The 22,732-nt window shown below is 57.6% G+C and carries 21 protein-coding genes and 7 pseudogenes; 16 read left to right on the top strand and 12 right to left on the bottom strand.

All coding sequences use genetic code 11. The features are described 5' to 3' along the window. Positions 1–2 precede the first annotated feature (2 nt). From tssC to tssG, 5 genes and pseudogenes are all read left to right on the top strand, one after another. A complete protein-coding gene (gene tssC / locus Tal182_RS25580) occupies positions 3–1,490 on the top strand; it encodes a type VI secretion system contractile sheath large subunit (RefSeq protein WP_004680425.1) in 1,488 nt (495 codons plus the stop codon). A 115-nt stretch (positions 1,491–1,605) separates the two neighbouring features. Continuing rightward, a complete protein-coding gene (locus Tal182_RS25575) occupies positions 1,606–2,139 on the top strand; it encodes a type VI secretion system tube protein Hcp (protein WP_004680426.1) in 534 nt (177 codons plus the stop codon). 86 nt (positions 2,140–2,225) lie between these two features. Next, entirely contained in the window at positions 2,226–2,729 is a 504-nt protein-coding gene (tssE, locus tag Tal182_RS25570) for a type VI secretion system baseplate subunit TssE (RefSeq protein WP_004680427.1), read from the top strand. Beyond that, complete coding sequence (gene tssF, locus Tal182_RS25565; RefSeq protein ID WP_008536039.1) at positions 2,729–4,615, top strand: type VI secretion system baseplate subunit TssF; 1,887 nt, start codon at positions 2,729–2,731, stop codon at positions 4,613–4,615. The genes tssE and tssF overlap by 1 nt, the downstream gene beginning before the upstream one ends. Next, positions 4,579–5,550, top strand: a pseudogene (gene tssG / locus Tal182_RS25560) (type VI secretion system baseplate subunit TssG); the annotation flags it as partial. The gene tssF and the pseudogene tssG, both read left to right, overlap by 37 nt. 105 nt (positions 5,551–5,655) lie before the next feature. Here tssG and Tal182_RS33245 read toward each other — a convergent pair. Continuing rightward, a pseudogene (locus Tal182_RS33245) lies at positions 5,656–5,793 on the bottom strand (CoA ester lyase); the annotation flags it as partial. A 549-nt stretch (positions 5,794–6,342) separates the two neighbouring features. Between Tal182_RS33245 and tssI the strand changes: the two are divergent. Further along, positions 6,343–8,370, top strand: coding sequence for a type VI secretion system tip protein TssI/VgrG (gene tssI, locus Tal182_RS25555; protein ID WP_008536037.1), 2,028 nt, complete (start codon positions 6,343–6,345; stop codon positions 8,368–8,370). A 457-nt stretch (positions 8,371–8,827) separates the two neighbouring features. On the opposite strand, the gene Tal182_RS33150 is transcribed toward tssI, so the two are convergent. Further along, a complete protein-coding gene (locus Tal182_RS33150; protein ID WP_010068000.1) occupies positions 8,828–8,956 on the bottom strand; it encodes a hypothetical protein in 129 nt (42 codons plus the stop codon). A 130-nt stretch (positions 8,957–9,086) separates the two neighbouring features. On the opposite strand from Tal182_RS33150, the gene Tal182_RS25550 reads away from it, so the two are divergent. The 3 genes from Tal182_RS25550 (at position 9,087) to Tal182_RS25540 (ending at position 11,177) form a co-directional block, all read left to right on the top strand. Next, the gene (locus tag Tal182_RS25550; RefSeq protein WP_004680431.1) at positions 9,087–10,058 is read left to right on the top strand and encodes a hypothetical protein; all 972 of its coding nucleotides are present in this window, start codon (positions 9,087–9,089) and stop codon (positions 10,056–10,058) included. Between the two features lie 525 nt (positions 10,059–10,583). Then, positions 10,584–10,889 carry a hypothetical protein gene (locus Tal182_RS25545; RefSeq protein ID WP_004680432.1) on the top strand — a complete coding sequence of 102 codons (306 nt, stop codon included), beginning with the start codon at positions 10,584–10,586 and terminating at the stop codon, positions 10,887–10,889. A gap of 30 nt (positions 10,890–10,919) precedes the next feature. After that, entirely contained in the window at positions 10,920–11,177 is a 258-nt protein-coding gene (locus Tal182_RS25540) for a hypothetical protein (protein ID WP_040111814.1), read from the top strand. 341 nt (positions 11,178–11,518) lie between these two features. Here Tal182_RS25540 and Tal182_RS25530 read toward each other — a convergent pair whose 3' ends face one another. After that, positions 11,519–11,818, bottom strand: a complete 300-nt coding sequence (locus Tal182_RS25530) for a hypothetical protein (protein ID WP_004680434.1) — start codon at positions 11,816–11,818, stop codon at positions 11,519–11,521. Positions 11,819–12,074: 256 nt separating this feature from the next. Next, on the bottom strand, positions 12,075–12,530 hold the full coding sequence (locus Tal182_RS25525; RefSeq protein WP_010024976.1) for a phasin: 456 nt from the start codon (positions 12,528–12,530) through the stop codon (positions 12,075–12,077). A gap of 462 nt (positions 12,531–12,992) precedes the next feature. Here Tal182_RS25525 and Tal182_RS32940 point away from each other — a divergent pair. Continuing rightward, positions 12,993–13,122: pseudogene (locus tag Tal182_RS32940) on the top strand (transposase); the annotation flags it as partial. A 41-nt stretch (positions 13,123–13,163) separates the two neighbouring features. On the opposite strand, the gene Tal182_RS25515 reads toward Tal182_RS32940, so the two are convergent. The 5 genes and pseudogenes from Tal182_RS25515 to Tal182_RS25485 all read right to left on the bottom strand — a co-directional run bounded on the left by Tal182_RS25515 (position 13,164) and on the right by Tal182_RS25485 (position 15,624). Beyond that, positions 13,164–13,661: a helix-turn-helix domain-containing protein gene (locus Tal182_RS25515; RefSeq protein ID WP_010005427.1), complete on the bottom strand. Its 498-nt coding sequence runs from the start codon at positions 13,659–13,661 to the stop codon at positions 13,164–13,166. 98 nt (positions 13,662–13,759) lie between these two features. Further along, positions 13,760–14,149: a hypothetical protein gene (locus tag Tal182_RS25510; protein ID WP_004674958.1), complete on the bottom strand. Its 390-nt coding sequence runs from the start codon at positions 14,147–14,149 to the stop codon at positions 13,760–13,762. Further along, a pseudogene (locus Tal182_RS33240) lies at positions 14,150–14,218 on the bottom strand (ATP-binding protein); the annotation flags it as partial. A 112-nt stretch (positions 14,219–14,330) separates the two neighbouring features. Continuing rightward, positions 14,331–14,564: pseudogene (locus Tal182_RS32935) on the bottom strand (DUF5372 family protein); the annotation flags it as partial. An 883-nt stretch (positions 14,565–15,447) separates the two neighbouring features. After that, on the bottom strand, positions 15,448–15,624 hold the full coding sequence (locus Tal182_RS25485; protein WP_008536033.1) for a DUF3606 domain-containing protein: 177 nt from the start codon (positions 15,622–15,624) through the stop codon (positions 15,448–15,450). A 474-nt stretch (positions 15,625–16,098) separates the two neighbouring features. Between Tal182_RS25485 and Tal182_RS25480 the strand changes: the two genes are divergently transcribed. Both Tal182_RS25480 and Tal182_RS31935 read left to right on the top strand, forming a co-directional pair. After that, positions 16,099–16,293, top strand: coding sequence for a hypothetical protein (locus tag Tal182_RS25480; RefSeq protein WP_010068053.1), 195 nt, complete (start codon positions 16,099–16,101; stop codon positions 16,291–16,293). A gap of 58 nt (positions 16,294–16,351) precedes the next feature. Next, positions 16,352–16,462: pseudogene (locus Tal182_RS31935) on the top strand (IS630 family transposase); the annotation flags it as partial. Positions 16,463–16,671: 209 nt separating this feature from the next. Here the strand turns inward: Tal182_RS31935 and Tal182_RS32930 are convergent. After that, positions 16,672–16,945: pseudogene (locus tag Tal182_RS32930) on the bottom strand (IS630 family transposase); the annotation flags it as partial. Between the two features lie 90 nt (positions 16,946–17,035). Then, on the bottom strand, positions 17,036–17,947 hold the full coding sequence (locus Tal182_RS25475) for a LysR family transcriptional regulator (protein WP_008536031.1): 912 nt from the start codon (positions 17,945–17,947) through the stop codon (positions 17,036–17,038). 242 nt (positions 17,948–18,189) lie between these two features. Between Tal182_RS25475 and Tal182_RS25470 the strand changes: the two genes are divergently transcribed. The 4 genes from Tal182_RS25470 to Tal182_RS25455 all read left to right on the top strand — a co-directional run bounded on the left by Tal182_RS25470 (position 18,190) and on the right by Tal182_RS25455 (position 21,826). After that, the gene (locus Tal182_RS25470) at positions 18,190–18,855 is read left to right on the top strand and encodes an ABC transporter permease subunit (RefSeq protein WP_016737469.1); all 666 of its coding nucleotides are present in this window, start codon (positions 18,190–18,192) and stop codon (positions 18,853–18,855) included. 4 nt (positions 18,856–18,859) lie between these two features. Continuing rightward, entirely contained in the window at positions 18,860–19,609 is a 750-nt protein-coding gene (locus tag Tal182_RS25465; RefSeq protein ID WP_085861377.1) for an ABC transporter permease, read from the top strand. Positions 19,610–19,666: 57 nt separating this feature from the next. After that, positions 19,667–20,509 (top strand): transporter substrate-binding domain-containing protein, encoded by an 843-nt coding sequence (locus Tal182_RS25460; protein ID WP_085861376.1) that lies wholly within the window; start codon positions 19,667–19,669, stop codon positions 20,507–20,509. Positions 20,510–20,590: 81 nt separating this feature from the next. Continuing rightward, positions 20,591–21,826 (top strand): CapA family protein, encoded by a 1,236-nt coding sequence (locus tag Tal182_RS25455; protein ID WP_085861375.1) that lies wholly within the window; start codon positions 20,591–20,593, stop codon positions 21,824–21,826. A 79-nt stretch (positions 21,827–21,905) separates the two neighbouring features. Here Tal182_RS25455 and Tal182_RS25450 read toward each other — a convergent pair whose 3' ends face one another. Continuing rightward, positions 21,906–22,391, bottom strand: a complete 486-nt coding sequence (locus Tal182_RS25450; protein ID WP_085861374.1) for a helix-turn-helix transcriptional regulator — start codon at positions 22,389–22,391, stop codon at positions 21,906–21,908. Between the last annotated feature and the right edge of the window lie 341 nt (positions 22,392–22,732).

Below are 22,732 nucleotides of genomic sequence, written 5' to 3'. Positions count from 1 at the left end.
TCATGATGCCTGCAGATGCCACAGATGTACAGGTCGCCACCGTTGATCTCGGCGATTTCACCCGCATGCTTCGATTCGAGTTCAAGATCCGCTCGGACCACTCCCGTGACTTGGTGGAGAGTGCCGTCCGAACACTGGCCGAGCAGGCACTTCAAAACACGTCGCTAATCAGCGACGATGTCGTCACGACTATCCAAGCAATGATTGCTTCGATCGACCAGAAGCTTTCTGCACAACTCAACGAGATCCTCCATCACGAAAATTTCCAGCGCGTGGAATCAGCTTGGCGGGGCTTGCATCACCTTGCCATCAACACCGAAACCGATGAAACGTTGAAGATTCGCGTTCTCCCAGTTTCAAAGGTGGAGATGTCCCGAACTCTGCGGAAATATAAGGGTGTCACCTGGGATCAGAGTCCGCTATTCAAAAAAATTTACGAAGACGAATACGGCCAAATCGGCGGTGAACCCTATGGCTGCCTGATTGCCGACTACTATTTCGACCATACCCCACCGGACGTAGAGTTGCTTTCGGGACTGGCGCAGATCGCGGCGGCGAGCCACTCACCGCTTATATCTGCCGTCTCACCACATCTGCTGCAGATGGATTCTTGGCGTGAGCTTGCGAACCCGCGTGACATCACAAAAATCTTCCTCACGCCCGAACATGCCCCTTGGCGGGCGTTCCGCGAGAGCGAGAACTCTCGGTACGTGGCCCTGACCTTACCACGCACCCTTGGCCGGCTGCCCTACGGGGCCAAAACCAACCCGGTCGATGAATTCGCCTTCGAGGAGGACACAGACGGCGGCGACAGCGAGAAATACCTTTGGACGAACGCAGCCTACGCCATGGGCGTAAATATCACGCGCTCGTTCAAGCTCTATGGCTGGCTCTCCAGAATTCGTGGCGTCGAATCCGGCGGCTTGGTCGAGGGTCTGCCGGTACATACCTTCCGCAGCGACGACGGTGGCGTCGACCTAAAATGCCCCACTGAGATCGCGATCAGCGACCGCCGTGAGGCCGAACTGTCCAAAAACGGTCTTCTACCGCTGTTGCACCGCAAAAACACGGACCTCGGCGTATTTATTGGCGCTCAAACTATTAACAAGCCGGTCAAATACGAAGACCCCGACGCGTCAGCGAACGCCGAACTCAGTGCCCGGCTACCCTACATCTTCGCAACCTGCCGCTTCGCACATTATTTGAAGTGTATGGTCCGGGACAAGATTGGCACGTTCAAGGAGCGCCACGAGGTCGAGGAGTGGCTCAACCAATGGATTCAGGGCTATGTCCACCCCTCGCCCGAGCTTGGGAGCGAAGAGAGTAAGGCACAGCAGCCGCTCTCCTCAGCCGAGGTCAAGGTGGAAGAGGTCGAAGATAATCCCGGATATTACGTTGCGAGATTTTACATGCGGCCACACTACCAGCTCGAAGGCCTAACCATCTCTTTGAGACTTGTCTCGCGCCTGCCATCCGCCCGCAAGGACTGAGAAAACCCGCAGATGATTGTGCTCCGTTCTCGGCGCCAAAACTCCGGAATAGCTGCCCCGGGCTGGCCGATGCAATCCAGGCCCAATCAGATCAACGAGAAAAGGAAAGTCCATCATGGCGTTCGACGCGGTTATAAAATTCACGCAAGCGTCCAAGGACGGCATTTTGCCCAAGGGCGAATCTATCATTCTAAAGGACGGTATCACCCTAGCGGACGAATGGAGCTTTTCACTCGAAAACAAGCTGAACATTGGGCCTCATACCGCCGGGGCGGGCGCGGGCAAGGCCGAATTCGAGGTCTTCACTATCAAGAAGCAGGTGGATACGTCATCGCCCTCTCTGTACGTTGCCTGTGGTCGCGGCGCCCACTTCAATAGCGTCGAACTGAAACTTTTCAAAGCGACGGGGAGCGGACAAGCTACATCAGAATCGAACCTGTTCTTGCACTGGAGTTTCAACATGCTGGTAGTCGAGAAGGTCGAGTGGTCCTATGCGGAAGAGGCCCCCGAGGAGACGATCACATTCCGGTTCGGCGCCTGCAAGGTCATTTATTACAGGCAGGATGAAAAAGGCGCTCTTACCAAAGCTGGCGAGGGCATCTGGAACCAAATCGCGAACAGCACCGACTTCAATAGGCTCGTCGGCTGATGGGGCCATCGGCAACCCGGGAATATTCGGGGCTGCGCGCGAAAACGACAGATCGACTCGTCGCCATTGCACCTGGAGATTGTAACATGGGCAGAGATGTTAAGCGGGATCTCGTGCAACCATCCCTCCTGGACCGGCTTACGGACGATGAGCCGCGCAGCTCGTGTGAAGCGCAGGACAAGCGCAGCTTCTCTGTTCGCCAACTGGAAGAGGTGATTCTACGCGATGTTTCCTGGTTGTTGAACACCAATCAATTGGGTGCAACCGTAGATCTACAAGCGTACCCTCACGTAGCGGCCAGTGCACTTAATTATGGTGCCTGGCCTCTCAGCGGACAAATTCGCGAAGGCATGGATAAGAGCGCATTGCGCGAAGCGATAATCGAGAGCCTTCAGCGCTTTGAGCCGCGTCTCTTACCGGACACCCTGAAGGTCACGGTCCTGGACGATGGTCAGGGTTGCGGCACTTTTCGCTTTAGGATCGAAGCCGATCTGTGGGCGCAGCCATTGCCGGTGCGAATGGTGATGCGTACGGAGGTAGATTCCGAGCTCGAATCCGCCCGCGTTCATCTCGGTACAGAGATAAGCTGATGGATCCCCGGCTCCTGCGACTGTACAACGACGAACTTGCTTATATGCGCGAGATGGGGGCCGAGTTCGCCCGTGCATTCCCGAAGGTCGCCGCCCGGCTCGGGATGGAATCAGCGGAGGTCGCCGACCCCTACGTCGAGCGGCTTCTGGAAGGCTTCGCTTTCATGGCGGCGCGGGTGCAATTGAAGCTTCAGTCTCGCTTTCCGGAATTCACCCAGCACCTCCTGGAGATGGTCTATCCGCATTTTCTACCGCCGCTCCCCTCGATGACGATCGTCCGTTTCGAGCCCGACCAGGATGCCGGACGACTTGAAAATGGATACCTCGTGCCGCGGGGAACCAAGCTTTTGGGCCGTCTTGCTCCGGGCGCCGTCACACATTGCGAGTTCCGCACGGCCCATGATGTGCATCTCTGGCCAATTGTGGTGAGCGCTGCCGATTATTTTTCGACGCCGGGGCAGATCGCCGCACTGGATCTTCCGGCCCGGCAAGATGCGAAGGCTGCTTTGCGACTACGCCTTCGTACCACCAATGGCATGCCGTTCAATAAACTCGGACTAGAGGCTCTCACACTGCACCTAACAGGCCCCGGTGGCATCGGCGCCGCACTCGCCGAACAGCTTCTCGGTGACGCATGCAATATCATAGCCCGTCCGGTCGGCCGGCCTATCCCTTGGCAGGAAAAGATTCCGGTTCATGCGCTGCAGCAACGCGGTTTGGAGCCGAGCTGTGCTCTCCTGCCCGAGGTGCCACGCTCTTTCGACGGGTACCGTCTCCTACAGGAGTATTTCGCCCTCGCGGAGCGGACGTTGTTCGTCGAGGTTAGCGGGCTGGCAGACGCAGTAGCCCTGTCAACTGCCGAGACCCTTGAGATCGTCTTCGCACTCAGACGTGTCGAGCCACGGCTGGAACGACAGCTCGGGCCCCAAAATATCGTTCTCTTCGCAACGCCCGCGATTAATCTCTTCGAACGCCAGGCAGATCTCGTCCACGTGAGCGACAAGAACACCGAGCATCATGTGATTGTTGACAGGATGAGGCCGCTCGACTTTGAGGTCCACTCGATCCTCGAGATGAGCGGAGACGGGGCGAAAAACGAAGCGGCTCCCGTGAGGTTCTACCCGTTCTATAGCATCAGCGCGCACGGTCAGGAGGAGCAGCATTCCAGATACTACGCGATCCGCCGGGAGCAGCGCCTCATGTCGGAGCACCAGCGTCTAAATGGCGCGCGGACTGGCTACATCGGCAGCGAAACGTTCGTTTCTCTAGTTGATCGCCAGGCGGCTCCCTATTCGGCGGAACTCCGGCATTTGTCTGTAAACTGCCTGTGCTCGAACCGGGATCTGGCGCTGCTGCTGCCGATCGGCCGGGACGAGACAGACTTCACCCTGGAAATCGGCGCTCCAGTTACCGCCACCCGGTGCGTATCGCCCCCGAGCCGACCGCGCCACTCCTTCGCCAATGGCGATATCACTTGGCGATTAATTAGCCATCTTTCACTGAACTACCTCTCGATCAGCAATTCCGATAGGAACGACCACCGGGGCGCAGAAGCGCTACGTGAACTCCTCCGCCTCTACGTCGATCCAGTCAATGCCTTCGCCTCACGGCAGATCGACGGGATCCGGGAGATTCGGTCCAGGCCTGCGGTCAGGCGATTGTCCAGCGGTGGACAAGCCGCCGTAGCACGTGGGATTGAGGTTGGTATCATCCTGGACGAAGCGGCCTTCGAAGGCGTTGGCATCTTTCCGCTCGCCTCCGTGCTCAACCAGTTCTTCGCGAAATACGTATCCATCAACAGCTTCACCGAGATGGTCGTCTCGACGCTACAGCGCGGGGAGGTAATGCGATGGCCGACGATGGCCGGCCGCCGGGCGATCCTTTGATTTCGGGGGCACTCGGCGACTTCCTAAGCTCGCTCAGGGCCGAACCGCATGCCTGCGACTTCTTCCAGGCTCTGCGGCGGATCGATGCAATCTGCTCAGATCGGCCTCGGCTGGGAGAATCGAGCGGTCCCAGCCTGGATCGCGTGCGGATCGCCCAGCAGCCCTCCCTTGCATTTCCGACTCGATCGATCGCGGGCGTGACTGCGCACGAGGAGAACGACCCCGTAATCTCCACCTACGCCTTCGGCTTGTTTGGACCCCACGGTCCCCTCCCATTGCATCTGACGGAGTACGCCCTTCTCCGGCAGCACAACGCCGCGGATGAGACGCTGATCCGATTTGCTGATACCTTTCATCATCGAATGGCCTCGTTCTTCTTCCGCGCATGGGCGGAGGGCGAACCGACCGTGAGCTATGACAGGCCACAAGAAGATCGATTTGCCCTTCAGCTCGGCGCGCTAGCCGGCTTCGGGATGACCTCCCTGCGCGCGCGGGATGCTATGCCTGATCTGGCCAAACTCCACTTCACCGGCCGTCTCGCCTCACACACCCGCAACGCCGAGGGGCTCGCTGCCATCCTCGCCAGCTTCGTCGAGGCGCCGGTTGATATCCGTGAATTTGTCCCAAAGTGGGTGGATCTGCCCCGCATATCGCTCTGCCTCCTGGGCCGCGACCCGGCCACGGGCACGCTGAACAGCAACGCTATTGCAGGTGCGAGGGTCAGAGTGTGGCACCATCGGTTCCGACTCATTGTGGGTCCCCTCAGCCTGGCTCATTACGAATCGCTTCTGCCCGCAGCTCCCGGCCTTAAGTCGATAGCGGAGATCATCTGCAACTACCTTGGAGATGAACTTGACTGGGAGATTAACCTCGTTCTCCGTCAGGAGCAGGTCCCGGAAGTGCAGTTGGGTCGCTGCGGCAGACTCGGATGGTCCAGTTGGATGGGCAAGAGGAAAACGCGCCAGCACGCCGATGACTTGACAACTACCCCGACTGACCGGGGCCCACCGGCTGCCGCATGGCACTCTCCTGAAACGGACATCCATGATGCGGCGGGCCCGCTCGACCTTCTTTTCGGGCGGGGAGAAGATCTCCTTGGCGAGATCGATCTGGAACGGGTGAATGGCCCACGTAACCTCGATACCAAGTGCGGCGGCACGGCGGGCGGCGGCTTGGAAGGCCCGTTATGACAAGCATCGGAAGCTCGACTCTCTTCAGTAAGCTCAACGCAAACTGCAATGGGACCGCCAAGGCCCTTTGCAAAATTCGCCGTGACGCCTCTTTGGAACGTTATCGCCATTTTGACGCCCTTGAGGCTTCAGCAGCGGAGAGGCCTATCGAGCCGACGATCGCGGCGAAACTCGACCACCGTGGTTGTCCGCTCGGGCGCTGCGCCCTGGGCCTGGTTGAATCTTCCAGGAGACACGTCGTCGCTAGCACCGCCGGAATCCGCCAACTCATCGATGTTACAAGGCCGCATGGCGAGATTTGGGTGGGACTTAGCGTGGGTGAGTTCCAAGAGACCCACACGCTTTCTTCACCCCGCCCTCCCCCGCTTGGCTCTGACGATGCGGGCCAGCAAGACATCTTGGCTGAGCAACGGTCGGCGATTTCGATGCACGAAATAAACGCTTTTCGGCATCTTCGCCGATGGCTTCGGCAGCATCCTACTCACGCCATCGGGCGCAACCGCGCCTTCTCATCAAATCTGCGGAACACACACCACCATGGTCGAGTCAAGAATCGAGAGTCTCTTAAGGCACAATCGTTTTGTTGCGGTCACTTCGGCCGCGTCCGAGTTGAATGAAATCTCTCTCCGGCGGCTCAGTGGCACCGAGCGGCTGGGGGAACCTTTCCTCTACGAGGTGAAGCTCGCCAGCCGCAATCCAGTTCAGAACTTTGCTACGATCCCCGGTCAAAACCTGACAATCGGCCTTAAGCTCAAGGACTCGCAAACGCGCTTCTTCAACGGTGTTGTTACGCGCTTCCAATATCTCGGCCTCGACGATACCGAGCACCTCAACTACGTGGCGCAGGTGCGGCCGTGGATTTCATTGCTCGAGCATCGCTCTAACAGTCGGGTCTTTCAGAACAAGACGAGCATCGAGATCATCACCACGATTTTTCGAGAACATAAAGGCAATTTCAAGAATCAGACCGCCCGACGGTTCCCACAGCGCCCATATTGCGTCCAGTACGATGAAACGGATCTGGCCTTCGTCAGCCGCCTCATGGAGCAGGACGGCATCTACTACTATTTTGAACATGCTGAGGACCAACATGACCTGGTGCTGGTCGACAACGCCGCGAGTCACATGGCCTGCACGCCTGAGATCGTAGAGACCCACCACAATCTCAGGCCTGCCCGAAGTCTTTACCAAGAAGATGTCATCCTGCATTGGGACGAGGTCGTATCGCTACAGCCGAACAAGGTCGTTCTCAGGGACTATGACCATGAGAAGCCGATGGCAGAACTGACGTCTGTCGCGCGTGTTCCTCCCGTGAGGACAGGCGGCATTCCGCCATGCAAGCTCACGGGAAGCGCCATCACCCGACCGCGGGAGAGCGTGGCGGTCAGAACGGGCGAGACCTCGTCGGCAAGCAGCGGCTGCACGGCAATGCGGGAGGTCTTCGAGTATCCAGGCCAGTATACAAAAAAAAGCGATGGCGATTTCTACGCCACCATCCGTGCCGAGGAACTCGCCTGCAACGCTTATCGCGCGCGGATCGAAAGCACTGCGCGCCAGATAACGACCGGGTCATTATTCAAGGCGGCAAATCCCTTCTACTACGGCCAGGTCGGTTCCCGCCCGAAACCCACCGATCGCTTCCTGGCAGTCGGACAGGACTTCACTGTCATCGGTGAGGTGGGGGACGATCTCACTGCGGACACCGTGGGGGGGAAGGGCGTGCGGTTCCTCTATCACAGCAACGTAGAGATTATCCCCGCGACCACCCAGTACCGACCGAGGCGCCGCACACCGGCGCGGTTGATTCACGGACCGCAGACGGCCGTCGTCGTGGGCCCCGAGGGCGAGTCGATCGCGACGGATAAGTACGGCCGTGTGAAGGTTCAGTTCTTCTGGGACCGAGAAGGCGGAAAGAACGAGAACAGCTCCTGCTGGATTCGGGTGGCCCAGAACTTCGCTGGTAAGGGTTTTGGCAACCTGGTCGTCCCACGGATCGGCCATGAGGTCGTGGTTGATTTCATCCACGGCAATCCCGACACGCCCCTGGTGACCGGCGTCGTATACAATGGCTCAAATCTGCCGCCTGAAACCCTGCCGACCGACAAAACGCGGTCGACCTTCCGGACGCATACCGATGGCGGCGCCGCTAATGCCTACAATGAACTGCGCTTTGAGGACAAGCAGGGCCGTGAGGAGGTCTATTTGAAGGCCCAGAAGAATCATACCGTCGAGGTCGGGAATATCTACAGCATCGACGTCAAGAGACACTTCCTCCTGACCTCGGGCGGCGCCGCGCCCGACTCCCCTGCCGCAGCGGCCTTAGGTAGCCGCGTCGAGGTAACACCCGACAAGATCCGCCTTGTAGTATCGGGCAGAACCGGCCCGCAGGCCATCGAAATCAGCGGCGATGGGATCGCCATTATCGGCACGATGATTGGCGTTATGGCAACGCCTCCGCGGCTCGGGTCCATCGTCTCCATGCCGCCGCCGACACCGGGTCCACCCACGCCGTCGATAATGAAGCTTATTGCGACACTCGGGCTGCCGCCTGTTACGCCCGAGTGACACGATGTCAAGGTGAACTGGTTCTGGGCCTCGGCTGTCCGGAAGTCGTTGCCTTTAAGTCGGCAGGGCCCTGCAGGCGTAGAGAAAAAGCGTAACGGCTTCGGCGTCGTAAGCTGACCTACCAAATCAACGTGACACTGCGAGATTGCCCGAAAATGAGGAAAGGTTATCGCGCGTGAGCGTTTGTTCCGGGAACTTGCGCCTCAGTTAGATGGAGTTGCCACGCGAAATCGGCCGCAAGCGGCTCCAAATGCGTCTGGTTTAGGTCTCCACCAAGCTGGAACTGGTGGATGAAATACCTTTATCACTCGGCGTCACGAAATTGCGATCAGGGGCGCGGGCGGCGCAAAAATCAGCGTTCTCGATCTGGGCGTTACAGCGCTGCTTTGCAGGGCGGGCTCTCGCCTCGAAGCGCTTCTGGCGGAGCGTGGCCGCCTCGAGCAGCAGTCGAAGCCTTTCACCATGCTCGAAGGTGTCTCGCTTCTATTTGCGTTTCGAGTTCCTGATAGGCGCTGGCCATGCCTGTCAGGCCGAGTTTGCGCAGCATGTCAATGGTGGGATTGTTCAACGTCGCGATAAAAATCATGCGCTGTCCAGCTCGAGGGAGGACGCTGGCCATGCCCCCGAAGCATAACGGGATACGAATTTGGTATTGGAAGGAAAGGTCGCGACGGAAGTAACATCAGCAGTGACGCAATGACCTAAGGAACGACGCAATGTACGGCAGAAGGCAGGGGGGTGTTGGCAATAGTTCCGAACAAGGCGGTGAAGACACCTTTAACTGGGTTGAAGGCTTGACTGGCTCCTCGTCCGGCGAAGCGGCACTGAAAGAAATTTTACTGGCCTGGGCGGAAGACGGGCAGCAGGAGCAGGACGAGGACCGGCACGAGGCAATGGCACGGATCGAGGCCTGGACGGAAACCCGCAATTTTCGTGCCCCCCTGAACTTAACATCGCTGTCCCTAACGGCACTGCCCCCCACCTTACCGGCCGGCCTCCAGCGGCTCAACGCCAATGACAACCGGTTGGGCAGGCTGCCCAACAACCTCCCGCCCGGTCTGCGAAAGCTCTCTGCCTGCGACAACCAGCTGACCACGCTGCCTGAGGTTCTTCCGGACATGCTCGAGACGCTCTACGTCGACGGCAACCGGCTGACCAGATTGCCGAACGAGCTTCCTTCCGGACTAAAGTATCTCTACGTCAACCACAACCGGCTGACCAGTTTGCCCGATAACCTGCCGCCTGAGCTCAGGGAGCTTCATGTCACCCGCAACGAAATCGCGCACCTGCCGGAGAATCTCCCCCTCGAATTGACGGATCTCCGCGCCGAACTCAATAATATAATTCGCCTGCCCGAGCGCCTTCCTGCAAAGCTCACGAGGCTCGAAGTCCCTCACAATGAACTGACTAGCCTACCCGAGGACCTCCCGGCCACCCTAAAGTGGCTCAGCACCGACAGTAATGAACTGACCCACCTGCCCCCTAACCTGCCGAGGGGGCTGGAGGAGCTTAGCGTTCGTGGAAACAACCTGAGAGGACTTGGCGACGGGCGAACTGCACTGCCGTACATTCTGTCGCAGCTTCCGCCTCATTGCAAAGTGTACCTGAATAACAATCCGCTGCCAGATCGACTGCGGGCGCACCTGAGCGCGCAAAGCGGGACGAGCCTTCCGCAGATCTTTTTGTGATGCTGCCTGACAAACGGGCCAAACTAGGTCCCTGCGTTTTGAGTAAAAGGCCTTTTGCCGAAGCCATGGCGGTGGGGTGCAGGCCAGGTATGACGCGTGCGGATCAAAAACAATGAGTTTGCAGGTTTATGCCGCTCGCCGGAATGTGTTGAGTTGTGGAAGCAACAGACGTCTCACTGAAGACTATGGCCGGAAAGCCCAGGCTCGGCACTTGTGTCCTTCGGGCGACCTTGCATGCGAGCCAGTTCGTACAAAGGATTACCCGCTATCGCGTACCAGGAGGTGCGACGCTTACGGCCTAGAGGCATTGCCGCCGGTTGGAACGTTCGGAAGCTGGACCCAGATTTCAACAGGCCTCAAGCGCATCCACCATTTCCACATGGTCCACCCCCAGCATCGCGTATTCGTTGATCTAACTACCCGAGACTCCAGCCTACGGGCCTATTTGCATTCGTCGGCGATCGACGACTCTGTCGCCTATTAGTTGAAATAGGGTTTCGTGGCGAGCCAGCAGAGGAACAGCCCATGGATGAGAAAAACAGCCCCATTGTTTGCATCTCGGGTGTAGACGAACGAAAGCTCGGCGCCGCTCTAATCGCGGTCCAATCGGCATTTAGTGTCGCGATTGCGGAACTATCGAAGCTTCACAAAGGGAACAGTCCTCAGTGGTTCGAAGACCTGGAGGAGGTGGTAATCGCTAACGCAAAAGGCACAGTCACCGAGGGCATCTCGCTGGATGTCGAGGTGGAAAGCCTCAAATTCGGCATCGACGTCCTTCGGGCGATCTTAGATGTCAGCCGCGTTGAGCTAGGCTTTGCAGCAAAGGAATAACCTTTCGCCCAAACGAGGTCTCGATGCTATTTGGCGCCGGAGATGTTCGATGCACACTCGAACCTTCGCATGAGTACCGCGCTCGTCGCCAAAGTCGCCCGCATCGTCACCAAATGGTACGGTCGTCCGACAAACCAGGAGGTCTTGCCGCAGATGATCGACGATACGACCTATGCATGGCGCACCGGCGTTTTTGAGGCAACGCGCGTTTTCCATGCGGAAGACCCGGGCGGACCAACCTTCATCGGGGGCAATTTGCGCAAGCCGGACTCCCATGGAAGACAATAACTTGTCGGACGCTGGGCGCACGAGACTGAGGGACTCAGCGTTGAAGATGTGCCGACAAGCTCGGCATTAGCGATGCACCCTGTATAGCGGGCAGCGACCGCCTTGCCATGCTTGAAGATGCCCTGAGCCGACACGCCCACAGTTGATAAAGATGTCGACTCAGTACCGCCGGCCGCTCCTCACCTTCTACCTTGCTGAGCCGCCAGCCATTGCGGCTCGTGGCAAGGATTTTTCGGACTCTTCCCGAGAATATGCACAACGCGACGCAGCGCTTGTCGACCCGCTGTTTCGTGAAGTTCGCGCTCGCCAGGAAATGGTGCGTGATGAGCCCTTTGTAAGAGTCACCCTTGCGCCGGCAGTCCGAGACCTCCCCGTTCATCTGGTTCGTCGTCTGGAATCGCAATCGATCGATGATCGACCTCCGCCCCTTCGTCGCAGGGATACACATCAAGTGGCATTGACCTGGACAGCGACCGCTCGCGCTGGAGCGCCGAATACCGGCGGCGCATTTCACCGGACGCAATCGACCCTGCCGTCCAAAGAGCGACCAGTTCCATGAAACCCGGGTCTTCATCGATCCGGATTCCTCGCGCCTTCCAACGCGCGATGACCCGCTCGGCTATGTCCCTGCGTGAATCCATTACCACTTCCCTGCCCCCTGCCCCCTACGCGGTTAGATACCAAGATGGTGGGTTCTTCGCCAGTTCAAACCGTCCAATATGTCACGCCGGCCGCCCGCGATCCGTTTTCAGGAGCTTGTTAGCTGGAGCTATCGAGATCGCAGGACACACTTTCCAGCTCTCTCCCGACCTGATGGTCCCCGTCACCATCTTTTCCGTCCATGAATAAGGTAGGCCGCCCCCGATCAGTCCAGGCGATTTAAGTGCGAGTCCGCTTTTACGTCGCCTTGAGGTCCGTCAGCACCTTGTCAAAAGCATCCTTGACCGGCTTTGAGATTTCCTCCACCGCCCTGCTTGAGAGCACCCGGACTTCCTTGGCGTGCTGCAAACTTGTCTCAACCCGCTTGCGGAAAAAGGTCGACTGCTGTTCGAGGATCTGCGACGGCGAATTCGCGCCCAGCAAAGCTTGCAAATGTGAGAAGCTGGCCTCGGCGTCGGCCTGCAGTGCAGCGATCGTCTTCCACCACAATTCGTTGCCGAATAGACTTGTCGTTTCGAGGATCGGAGGCAGCATTTTCTGTGTCGCTTCAGCGCCGGACGCAAATTTCAAAAAAGCCTCTGTCACCTTCTTGTTCCCCTTTTCAACAGATGCGCCGAACTGATCTGGCACCTTGAGCGACGATGACCCCGGGTTTTCGATCGTTTCAAAGGATCTTTCGGAAATCTTGGTCATTGCATTTTCCTTCTCTTTGAGTTGGTTGCAAGCTGTGACATCGGGATTGACCCTTCCGCCGGCGGATGCATGGCCGCTTGGTAGAACGCGGATCCGATGACGAACGGTCAGGTGGCCTCCGTTCCGTTCGTTTCATGAACCGGCATAATGCAGACTGCTTTCTGCCGCTTGTAACCAGGGATCAGCAAACACCATGCCAACTGCTCCGACGCGCCAAGAAGATGATTTTCTTTTATCAATGGGCGGGTTGAGGGCAGGTTGATGTGTATTTGAGGGAGAGACCGGCGAACAAAACGTTCCAATCACGACAAACCTGACAAAAGTGGCGGATGCCCGACATTTGCGAGAAATGTCGACGGTTGCGCTGGGGACAAGGGAATTCACGTGGACTTCAAATCGCGCCAAGGATCATGTGCCTGTTCGTGGCTAAGGGGCGTTACCCGGAAAATCAAAACTCGCGGAGCTCTCCGCTATTCCATATCGCGCCGCGATATCTTCGAGCGCTTCCTGAAAGACGGCCGCGTCGAAGTGGACTCCACATGTTGAGCGGGCAATCAAGCCCCAGGCGTTAAGAAAAAATAGCCTGTTTGCTGAAGGTGACGAGGGCGCGACATACTCCTCATCTGATGATGTCTATAAAAGAGGATTTTGAACCGGATCCTGAGATATCGGACGCCGGGATCGCCTGGCATCGGCTTCGCGGCGCACGGTTTCGTGTTGAAGGTCGGAAAGCTGGATGATCCACGGCGCTCCGGTGCATAACTGGCGAGCGGGAAGGACACCGCTGCTGACCATCCGGTAGGCGGTAGCTCGACTCACCTTTAGAATGTCGGCGGCCTCGTCGAGGGTTCTCTCACCGCGTTCGGCCCGTTCACCTTCTCGATAGACGGAGATGCCGTGGATGTTGCGAAGACTGCAGACGTGGCTTCGCGTCCAGCTGGCGCCATGCCCTGTCCGCTTGCCGGATCGATTCAAGATCGCTGCGATCGACAAATCGGGCAACTGCCTCGCCAAGTTGCGAACGAGATCGACAACATCAGCCTTAACTGCCCAGCGGGTCTGGCCGATCTTGTTTTTCTTCACCGTCATCCGGGTGTGATCGCCACCCTGCCAATGAATGACGAGCGCCAATGTGTCGTCAACGGTATCGACAATGATTTCTTTGATCAGCAGCCGAATGATCTTTTGGCGTGTCTCGATAGACGCGTCGGGACCTGTGCCATGCCTTACTATAGATCGCTACCGAGCATCATCAATCTTGTACGGTCGTCGGCCGATAAAGCAGGCGTGTTACGGTCGGTCGAGAGCATCTCGAACTGGACCTCGAGATCACGCAATAGGATCAGCTTCTCATTCCAGCGCCGCTCCAGTTCGCCGGCGACCAACCGATTGCCCGGATCGACAGCATCATACTGGCGGCGCGCCCTGGCAGCCTCGTATTGTGCTTGCTTGATTAAGTTCTCGAGTTGCTGTTGATTGTCGCTATGACGCTGCGTGTGCGCCTCCATTGCCCGCAAGGCCGCCTCGATTCCCAGAGGTTGCAATCGCTCGAGCACCTCCTGCGCCACGGCCCGATCGACCCGCATGCCGCCGAACCCGATACAGTTGCCGACCGCCATGGCGCCGAACGTGCCGCGACAAACATATCGCTGCGTATTGCCGCCTTTCCCGGAGTATTGAATGTGCAATCGGCGACCGCAGCGACCGCAACGGAATAGTCAGGCAACAAAGCTTGGCGCGCAGTTCAACGAGTTTGGTTGCCGAAAGGCGCGGCGCAGCTACGATCTCGATCGAACTTGCCGCAGGATCAAACATCCATGCCGGAATTTGAAATGAACCACCGTGTGCCAGAATGAGCAGATAGTGAACGCCTTCGTGCTCATGGCTGCCGGTTACCAAGACGGTTTGGTCAACCAGTGGATGGAAGGGATAGGTGACCCTTGCTTCAAACGTCGGAAATCCGGCATTATGAACCCGGCTCGGAAGGCGGCGGCAGGACTTGGGCGACGATCGCGACGCTGCTTCAAACTGCATTTTGCCGCGCGCGGCAAAAGCACGTTTATACTGACCAGCAAACTATGCCGATTAACCGACTTTGCCAACGTTTCCGGCACCATAGCGGCCGCCTAGTCGGCATAGCTTTGGGTCTCTCCGTCGCGAAGGAGAGGACACATGAACGCAACTCAGGATCGCATCGCCCTATGCAGGAAGCTAGTCTACAGTCCACATCGGGACGACGATGCACGTGGCACTCGCTAAGCCTGTTTCGGGATCTGATCGACTGGCATGTCGGCAATGGAATACTCCGCAGGATTAGCGAGGTTCACGTCGACCGCTTCCCTGAGCATCGTTTCAAACACTGGAGACCCGACTCGGGCGATTGATCGGCGCTCCGCCGCTCGCCTTTGGCGTTACGGGAGAATGGCTTAATACCGACCGCGCTTCCTATTCAGCGCAGTGAGCACGAGAAGATCGACGATGCTGGCCGGTCCCAAAAACGGGATGGCAGCTTCTAGAAGTCGATTGAACGGACCGGTCGGGACCGGCGTCCGCACGCGGTGCCCCACGGTCTGTCGGCCTCTGAATTCTGTTCTGCAGGTAAAGTCAGCCGACGCCGTCGCGTATCGCGACTTTGGAGCTCGTTGGGTTCGCTCGCCAGCCCCTTCCTCATGCGATGCGGCTCCGCCCGTTTGCAAGAAACGCTCCGGCGTCCCAATACTTTTGGCTTTGCTCGACGGCGCTGTATCCCGCAGCTTCGATAGCCTTGCTCCGAAACGCTTCCTGCGGGGTCGTCAACTCCTGCAGTCAGGCGCCTTCCGCCGCTGCGTTATGATCCGTCGGAGCCAGACTTTCAGCGGCTGTTTCCGCCGCTGACTTTATGGCTGCGGACCCTCACGGTTGAACTCTCCAACCCGGATTAGTGCCGGTCGAGTTCGGCTTCGACCTTCTTGCGACTGTTGCCTACGTTCTTCACGGTCTTCTTCACCGCTTCCTTGGAAATGCCTTCCTTCCGGGCTTCGTACTTCACCTCGTGATCCTGACCACCTGCGACGCGAGCACGATCCTGGCTGGGGGCTTTGGATGTGGTTGCCATGGTGAGATCCTCCTAATGTCGGTCCTTACGAACGGGCGCCGATTCAATAAGTTCCGGCCTCCGTTATGGTGAGGCGCGCTTCGGCGATGTCGCGGACGCGCTGCACATGGCCTCGGGCGAGATGGTTCACTTCGACGATGAGATCGCGCAAGGCATATCTGCGACCGCAGTTAATCAGTAGCGGACAATTCTTCCCAGGCAGTTGGTACGGCTCGTCGTGTGCCTATGAGCAAACCCATGGATTGATTGTCATAGAAAGCAGGACTAGAACAACAGCGCTAATGCAGGAGCGCTCGGCATCCGAACGCAGAACAAGATCGCGGCGGAAGCCACGCAAGAGCGTCGTCTGCGAAGAGAAACCAAGCGGCTCGGCAGGTTGCGGCTAACCTCTGACCGAGTCGGCACCACGAAGGAGCCAACCCATCGGGGACAGATCCCCCTCAGCCGCTACATCAACGTGATTTGGAGTTTGGAATGGATCAATTTGCTACCGCCGACAACACCTCCGCAGCCGCTCGTCGCCGCGAAGCCAGGATTGCGAAGGGCTACAGCCTTGAGGACCTGGCCATCGCCACCGGACTTACGGTCGAGGAAATCGCAGCGGCCGAGGAACCCCTTCAGATCGTGCCTCAGCACCACCTCGAGCGCATTGAGCATGTGATCTCATAGCTTCCGTCGCCACCGGCACGCGGTCCCGGTTTAGGGGCCGCAGTCAACCACGGAGGGCGCGGAACGAAAGATCGATGCTCTATGGGACGTCCTAGGCGCATTGATGCTCCGCTTCACGCCGACAGAATGCGCAAACTACTTCAGGGCTGCTGGATATGAGCCGGATTGAACAGGATTTGCTCTAGTCGATATTGCGTCCAATTGAAGTGTCATCCGCCATTTTAAGATAACTGCAGAATCACTTAAAGAGAACATGGCACCAATGATCGCACAAACAACCGGTCCGCTTCTGCCAACCGACGCAGTTCCGATTGTCGCGATGTTCTTCTACGATATGGCGCAACTATCTGCTCGGTGGCTTAGGTAAGCCACCGCCGTTCGCGGCTTGTGGCTACTCATCCTGCCGGGCTGCGCTGTCCGTCGCGTCACGCGCCGCACCCAATCGATCGCGATGCTGATGCCAATGCGGAAGCGCTTGGACGCCGCCCGGCACCGCCGCCCGGCACCACACCCCTCCTGTATCACCGCTTCTACAACTTCTCGCGGTTATTCGAAACAGGTCTCGCCATCCAGCTCAGCCTCCTGACCGGCCAGAAGGATGAATCTGATTTGCGTCATAGGGAATCCTTCTCACGGGTCTACCTAAAATCATCCCGCTCTAAGCTTACGCGCACAACTCGCGGTTCAGCATGAACTCGCAACATCTGTTTTCCGGTGCGAGGGTCATACCTCGATGCGATCGTCAAGCAGCCCGATCTGTCAAAGCCGCGACTATCTCTTCCAATGCAAATCTTAGGCTATCACTCAGCTTTCGATCTTTTTGCCAAACGACGACGTAGTGATATGTTGCCCCTGGCTGAAATTCGCGGAATGCAACGTCGAATTCAGCATATTCGCTCGCAATGATCTCGTTCGTAATCGAAACGCCGATCCCTGCCATGACATAGCCAATGTCATGGCCATTGGCGTCATATTCCACGGCGATGTCAGGAGCGGTTCCCATATATCGAAGGGCATTGACGCTCATTTGGTGAGAGGCAATTTGCGGGTCGATATCGATGATCGCCTCACTAGCAAGATCTTCGGCAGTGACAAGCTGCTGTGCCGCAAATCGATGGTTGGCCGGAAAAAGACATACGTTGGTGGCCGAGCCGACGGGCACCCAATCAAGAATGCGCTCATCAAGAGGCAATCGGGAGATGCCAAGATCCGAGCGGCCGTTTAACACATGATCTGCAATCTGCTCATAAGTTCCTGATTTCACCTGAACGGCGTAAGAGCGGCTTCTCTCCCGAATCCTTTTGACCACTTTCGGCAAGGTCGCGAAGGAGAAAGCGCTTGGCGCCGCGATGCCGATCATTCGCGTATCGTTGTTCCGCAGGAAGTCGATTGACGGTCCGATCCGATCAAGTCCGGCAAACGCCGCGTCGATTGTGCGTAGAAATTCCCATGCCTTGACGGTGGGGATCAACCTGTTGTTTTCCCGGCGGAAGAGCGCGAAGCCGACAGTCTCCTCTAGCTGCTTGATGTTTTGGCTGACCGCCGGCTGGGTTATTCGCAACATCTGCGCTGCGAGCCTTTCCGAGCCGGCGCGCATAACCTCCCGCAATATTTGAAGGTGGCGGATCTTCACTCCGGAGTCGGTGATTTCCATGGCCGGGAATCTCAATCGTGGTCGAGCGACGCGCCTCATAAGTTGCGCTTATCAAAACTTCCTGAATCTTATAAATTGACGGCGGCAAGTCAAAGTATATTTTTGACATACGCCAAACTTAGAGCGCTGGTTAAGCTAATAAATCCAATCTACCCTCGGTTAAATCTCGGCAAGCTCTTAGTATATGTCGGGAGAATACCTTTCCGATTTCGGTGCGCTCGCAAGAATATTGGAGACTTGCATTGTACGCATTTGTAGATCAATTTTTATCTGGATTGAAGAACACACTTTTAGTGTTTGCCTTGAGCTGCGCTTTCGGGACCCTATTAGGTTTGCTTATTGCCGTTCTCCGCAACTCGACCCGCAAGTCGGTTTCATCGTGCATGCGGGCCTACACGGGCATCATCCGGGGTGTTCCGGAACTTCTGATCATCCTCCTGACGTATTTCGGCGGAACCGCCCTTTTGAGCGCGATTGCCGGTGGCTACATCGAGATTAATGCATTCGCGGCCGGTGTCGCGGCACTGACCGTCGTGTTCAGTGGGTACGCCGCGGAAATATTCCGTGGTGCGATCAACGCGGTTGCACCGGGCCAACGAGAGGCTGCAGCGGCGCTCGGGCTTTCGAACGCGCAGATTTGGTTTCTGATCATCATTCCCCAGATGATCCCGATCGCTCTGCCGGCATTCTGCAACCTTTGCATCTCCTTGATAAAGGATACATCGCTGATTTCCGTCGTCGGGCTGACGGATGTCATGCGCGTCGCCTATATAGGCGCGGGCTCACTGCGCGCTCCACTCCCCTTCTATCTCGCAGCGTCTGCAATCTACCTCGCCCTCACAAGCCTGTCGCTTCTTTCGTTCCGGTTATTGGAGCGCCGCTATTCGCTCCCGGCGATGAAAGGTTGAGACAATGAGCATGACCATCGCGCTTGAAGCGTTTCTCACCCTTCCCCGCGGCCTTCTTCTCACTCTGGTTCTGACATTCGCATCGCTTGCCGCAGGCTTCGCCGTCTCGGTCCCGCTCGCCTTCCTACGGGCATCATCAAATCCGTGGGCTTCCGCGCCCGTGCTGGCATATACCTATGCGTTCCGCGGCACGCCGCTTCTGGTTCAGCTTTTCCTGATTTACTACGGGATTGGCCAGCTTCCCCTCGTCCGCCAAAGCTTTCTATGGGCCGTGATGCGAGAGCCATTCTGGTGCGCGTTTATTGCTTTCACCCTGAACAGCGCCGCCCATACGACAGAAGTTCTGCGCGGCGGGATCCAGGCGGTACCGCGTGGGCAGATTGAAGCGGCCAAATCCTTGGGCCTTTCCCGTTTCCACACGGCCCGTCTTATCGTGTTCCCTTTGACCCTCAGGATCGCTCTTCCCGCCTATGCAAATGAGGTGGTTGGAATGCTGAAGGCAAGCTCCCTTGCAAGCACCATCACGCTGCTTGAGGTGACCGGGCTCGCCCGGCAGCTGGTGTCGGAGACATTCGCCCCATACGAGGTCTTCATTGCCGCGGGGGCTTTCTACCTGCTGCTTACCCTCTTGATTACGCAAGGTTTCCAGATGCTGGAGACGCGTTGGACGCCGACGGCAAACCGTCCACCGCCGGCGCAACGCGTACGTCGAAGAGCGGACGACAAGCCGCCTCTCGCCTCGGCTGAAACTTGACGCCAGCCCACATCCCGGACGCCAACAATCAAACTCAGCAATGAAAGGAACATCGTCGTGAAACGAACACTTCTGCTTGCCCTGTCTCTTGTCGTCTGCGCCAACAACGCGGGAGCAATGGACAGGAAGACACTGACAATCGCCTCTGAAGGTGCTTCGCCGCCCTGGAATGCCATCACCCCCCAAGGGGAGCTCGCCGGCTTTGACATCGACGTCGGCCGCGATCTTTGCCGGAGGATGAAGTTCGAGTGCACTTTCGTGCCTCAGGACTGGGACGGAATCATACCGGCGCTCACCGTTGGAAAGTTCGATGCCATCATGTCGGGGATGGCGATAACTGAGAAGCGGAAGAAATCGATCGCTTTTTCCAAGCCCTACGCCGGAGGTTTCAACCAACTCGTCATACTCAAAGATCTCGATCTTCCGCCCACGGATACGTCGGCCGAGCTCGACCTCACAACTATCGATCCTGAAAAGCAGGCAAAGATTGAGGAGCTTCGAGCCGCTCTCAACGGCAGAACTCTAGGCGTATTGCGATCATCGAATTCGGAAGCGGTGCTCAATGAACTGTTCGGAAAGGTCGCGACGATCAGGAGCTACGATTCCCAGGACAACATGCATCTCGATCTCGTAGCTGAGCGCATCGATGGCGGCCTTGCCGACTATTTCACCTGGAAAGCCTTCCTCGACAGCACGGATGGCGGGATTGCAACGCTCTACGGCCCGCGGCTCTCCGGTGGCCTGTGGGGCCCGGGTGTCGGCGTCGGGCTTCGGCAAGACGACGGCGAACTGGTTGCGGCATTCGATAGCGCCATCGAGGCCGCCACGAGCGACGGAACCCTGAAGCGGCTGAGCGAGCAATGGTTCAAGATCGATGTTTCGCCGCAGACATCGAACTAGACACTGGCTCTACGACACGCATTTCCCCCGAAGCCATAGCGCGTGAGCAGTCGGCAGTCCCAAAGATCGAAGGTAAACCATATGTCCGCACCCTTTTCCATTGCTGTCACCGGCCAGTCGCTCATCCGTCATGATCTTCGAGCGATCGGCGATCCACGGCTCGCTGAGATCGCCGAGATCCTCAAAGCAAGCGATGTTGCCTTCACCAATCTCGAGACGACTATCTATGGTCGTCATGGTGGATGGCCGCTCAAAGGCAGCTATTTCGGCGCTGCAACGCCGGATGTCTTGGCCGCGTTGAAGGAGCTTGGTTTCAATAGCCTGGCTCTGGCAAACAACCATGCTTTCGATCTTGGACCGCCGGGGATCCTCTCGACGCTGGAGGAGGTTGCGGCACACAATTTCCTGTATGCCGGCATCGGCCACAACAAGCATCACGCTTCCACGGCACAGAAAATGACGTTCGGATCCCGAAATGTTGCGCTGATTGCCATGGACGCTGGGCCAGGCCCGTCTTTCATGTACGCCGAGGACGCAACTGAGGGCAGGATAGCAAGGCCCGGCATCAATAGGCTGAAGGTCTCCAGGGTATTCGACCTGGAAACGGGAACATTCAACCTGCTTCGCTCCATTCAAGAGCGTCTTCTAAGTTCGCCCTTGGAGCGCGCGAACTATGCCCAGCCGGAGAATCCGCCTGATCTTCATGGCCAAGACGAAATTGATTTCTATGGAACCGTGTTTCGCAGATCAGATGAGACGGCTCGCCGCATCGTCGTGGACCGGCACAGCGCCTGGGTTCACCTTTCGGCGATCGCGGAAGAAGCGGGCCGCGACACACTCGTCATCGTGTATTTGCATCATCACCATTGGGAGCCGAACTGGCAGCAAGTCCCCGCCTGGGTGCGAGAATTTGCGCACGATTGCGTGAACGCGGGCGCAGGCCTCTTTGTCAGCCATGGCGCTCCGGTCCTTCAAGCGGTCGAGATATATCGGAATACGCCAATTTTCTACGGCCTTGGCAACTTCCTCTTCCATACGGAAAAGGACGAACAGGAATGGAGCCCGCCGGAGGTGTGGAGAAGCGTCATCGCGACCTGCAATTTTGAATCTAGCGGACGGCTGGAGAATATCCGCTTGCGCCCGATTGTGATCGGGGGAACCGAGGCATTATCCAATCCTGCACGCGATCGCCTCCCCTTCCCTGTGCTTGCCGATGGCAGAACGGCGGCAGATATCCTTGACGATCTTGCCGACCGCAGTACCGGTTTTGGCACTGTGCTTGACCGAGAGAAGAACGTCGGCCAGATCGTTTTTTAGATGCGGAATAAACCTGCAGTGCGCGACGAGAACTTTACGAACCGCTGGCCAATTTGCGGCCGCGCTCTTGTTGGTCTTTTCATGGGGAAACGTCCTTCTGTTCTTCCATCTCTTCATCGACAATCGAGCTGACGAGGGCAACGACCCGGCTGCGCACACGCGGAGAAAGGAGCAAAACGTCGTCTATCAGACGCCGTCCCTCCGCCGTGGAAATATAGGCAATCTTCTCATCGATCTCTGTTATGATTTGCTGGCCCTGAGTGGTTTCGGGATCTGGAAGGCCTTCGAAAAACCTCGAAACAGGGATCTTGAGGCAATTGGCAAGCTCGTAGAGCATCGAAGCGCTGACGCGGTTCTTGCCGCTTTCATATTTTTGTACCTGCTGCAAGCTCACCCCGATGCCGGCGCCGAGATCCCCTAGGGATACATTCGACTGCATTCGGCGGATACGGATTTGCTGTCCGACATGCCGATCAACTGGATGCACCAACTCGCGCGCTAAATTCGACTGTTCGGCTTGCGCAGGCCTCGAAGTCCGGACCTGTGCTGCTGCATAGCGCTTCATGGTGGACACCCCGATGGAGAGTTTCACGCGGTGCGCCCCCGCGGAATAACTCGCTCAACCCACTGATCGGGGAGTTAGAACACCGTGCTAGACGGCCCTGTGGCCTTTAGTTCCGAGGAACCTGGACATACGCCACAGGCTCCTCGACCGAAGGTCAAGGAGTGTGGTGCCGAATCGGCCGACACCAACCGCTAACAGGGGGTTCTAATCCCCAAGGCAGCGCGTACTGCCTCGCTGCCAAAGGTAGTTGAAATCCGCCCGCCGCGCAACCGAATTCTTTACAAGATTCAATAGCTTCGCTTTACGCGCGGACACTTGTCTCAAAAGCGAGAGGTCACGCT

The organism is Rhizobium sp. TAL182, assembly GCF_002117725.1.
Lineage (GTDB): Bacteria > Pseudomonadota > Alphaproteobacteria > Rhizobiales > Rhizobiaceae > Rhizobium > Rhizobium esperanzae.
The sequence above is the reverse complement of the archived record's forward strand: the minus strand, read 5'-3'. Positions and strand labels throughout refer to the sequence as shown.

Bases quoted from the DNA above. Each gene is read 5' to 3' on its own strand.
- tssC (WP_004680425.1), top strand. From the start codon at position 3: ATGATGCCTGCAGATGCCACAGATGTACAGGTCGCCACCGTTGATCTC.
- Tal182_RS25575 (WP_004680426.1), top strand. From the start codon at position 1,606: ATGGCGTTCGACGCGGTTATAAAATTCACGCAAGCGTCCAAGGACGGC.
- tssE (WP_004680427.1), top strand. From the start codon at position 2,226: ATGGGCAGAGATGTTAAGCGGGATCTCGTGCAACCATCCCTCCTGGAC.
- tssF (WP_008536039.1), top strand. From the start codon at position 2,729: ATGGATCCCCGGCTCCTGCGACTGTACAACGACGAACTTGCTTATATG.
- tssI (WP_008536037.1), top strand. From the start codon at position 6,343: ATGGTCGAGTCAAGAATCGAGAGTCTCTTAAGGCACAATCGTTTTGTT.
- Tal182_RS33150 (WP_010068000.1), bottom strand. From the start codon at position 8,956: ATGATTTTTATCGCGACGTTGAACAATCCCACCATTGACATGCTGCGC.
- Tal182_RS25550 (WP_004680431.1), top strand. From the start codon at position 9,087: ATGTACGGCAGAAGGCAGGGGGGTGTTGGCAATAGTTCCGAACAAGGC.
- Tal182_RS25545 (WP_004680432.1), top strand. From the start codon at position 10,584: ATGGATGAGAAAAACAGCCCCATTGTTTGCATCTCGGGTGTAGACGAA.
- Tal182_RS25530 (WP_004680434.1), bottom strand. From the start codon at position 11,818: ATGGATTCACGCAGGGACATAGCCGAGCGGGTCATCGCGCGTTGGAAG.
- Tal182_RS25525 (WP_010024976.1), bottom strand. From the start codon at position 12,530: ATGACCAAGATTTCCGAAAGATCCTTTGAAACGATCGAAAACCCGGGG.
- Tal182_RS25510 (WP_004674958.1), bottom strand. From the start codon at position 14,149: ATGGCGGTCGGCAACTGTATCGGGTTCGGCGGCATGCGGGTCGATCGG.
- Tal182_RS25485 (WP_008536033.1), bottom strand. From the start codon at position 15,624: ATGGCAACCACATCCAAAGCCCCCAGCCAGGATCGTGCTCGCGTCGCA.
- Tal182_RS25480 (WP_010068053.1), top strand. From the start codon at position 16,099: ATGGATCAATTTGCTACCGCCGACAACACCTCCGCAGCCGCTCGTCGC.
- Tal182_RS25475 (WP_008536031.1), bottom strand. From the start codon at position 17,947: ATGGAAATCACCGACTCCGGAGTGAAGATCCGCCACCTTCAAATATTG.
- Tal182_RS25465 (WP_085861377.1), top strand. From the start codon at position 18,860: ATGAGCATGACCATCGCGCTTGAAGCGTTTCTCACCCTTCCCCGCGGC.
- Tal182_RS25455 (WP_085861375.1), top strand. From the start codon at position 20,591: ATGTCCGCACCCTTTTCCATTGCTGTCACCGGCCAGTCGCTCATCCGT.
- Tal182_RS25450 (WP_085861374.1), bottom strand. From the start codon at position 22,391: ATGAAGCGCTATGCAGCAGCACAGGTCCGGACTTCGAGGCCTGCGCAA.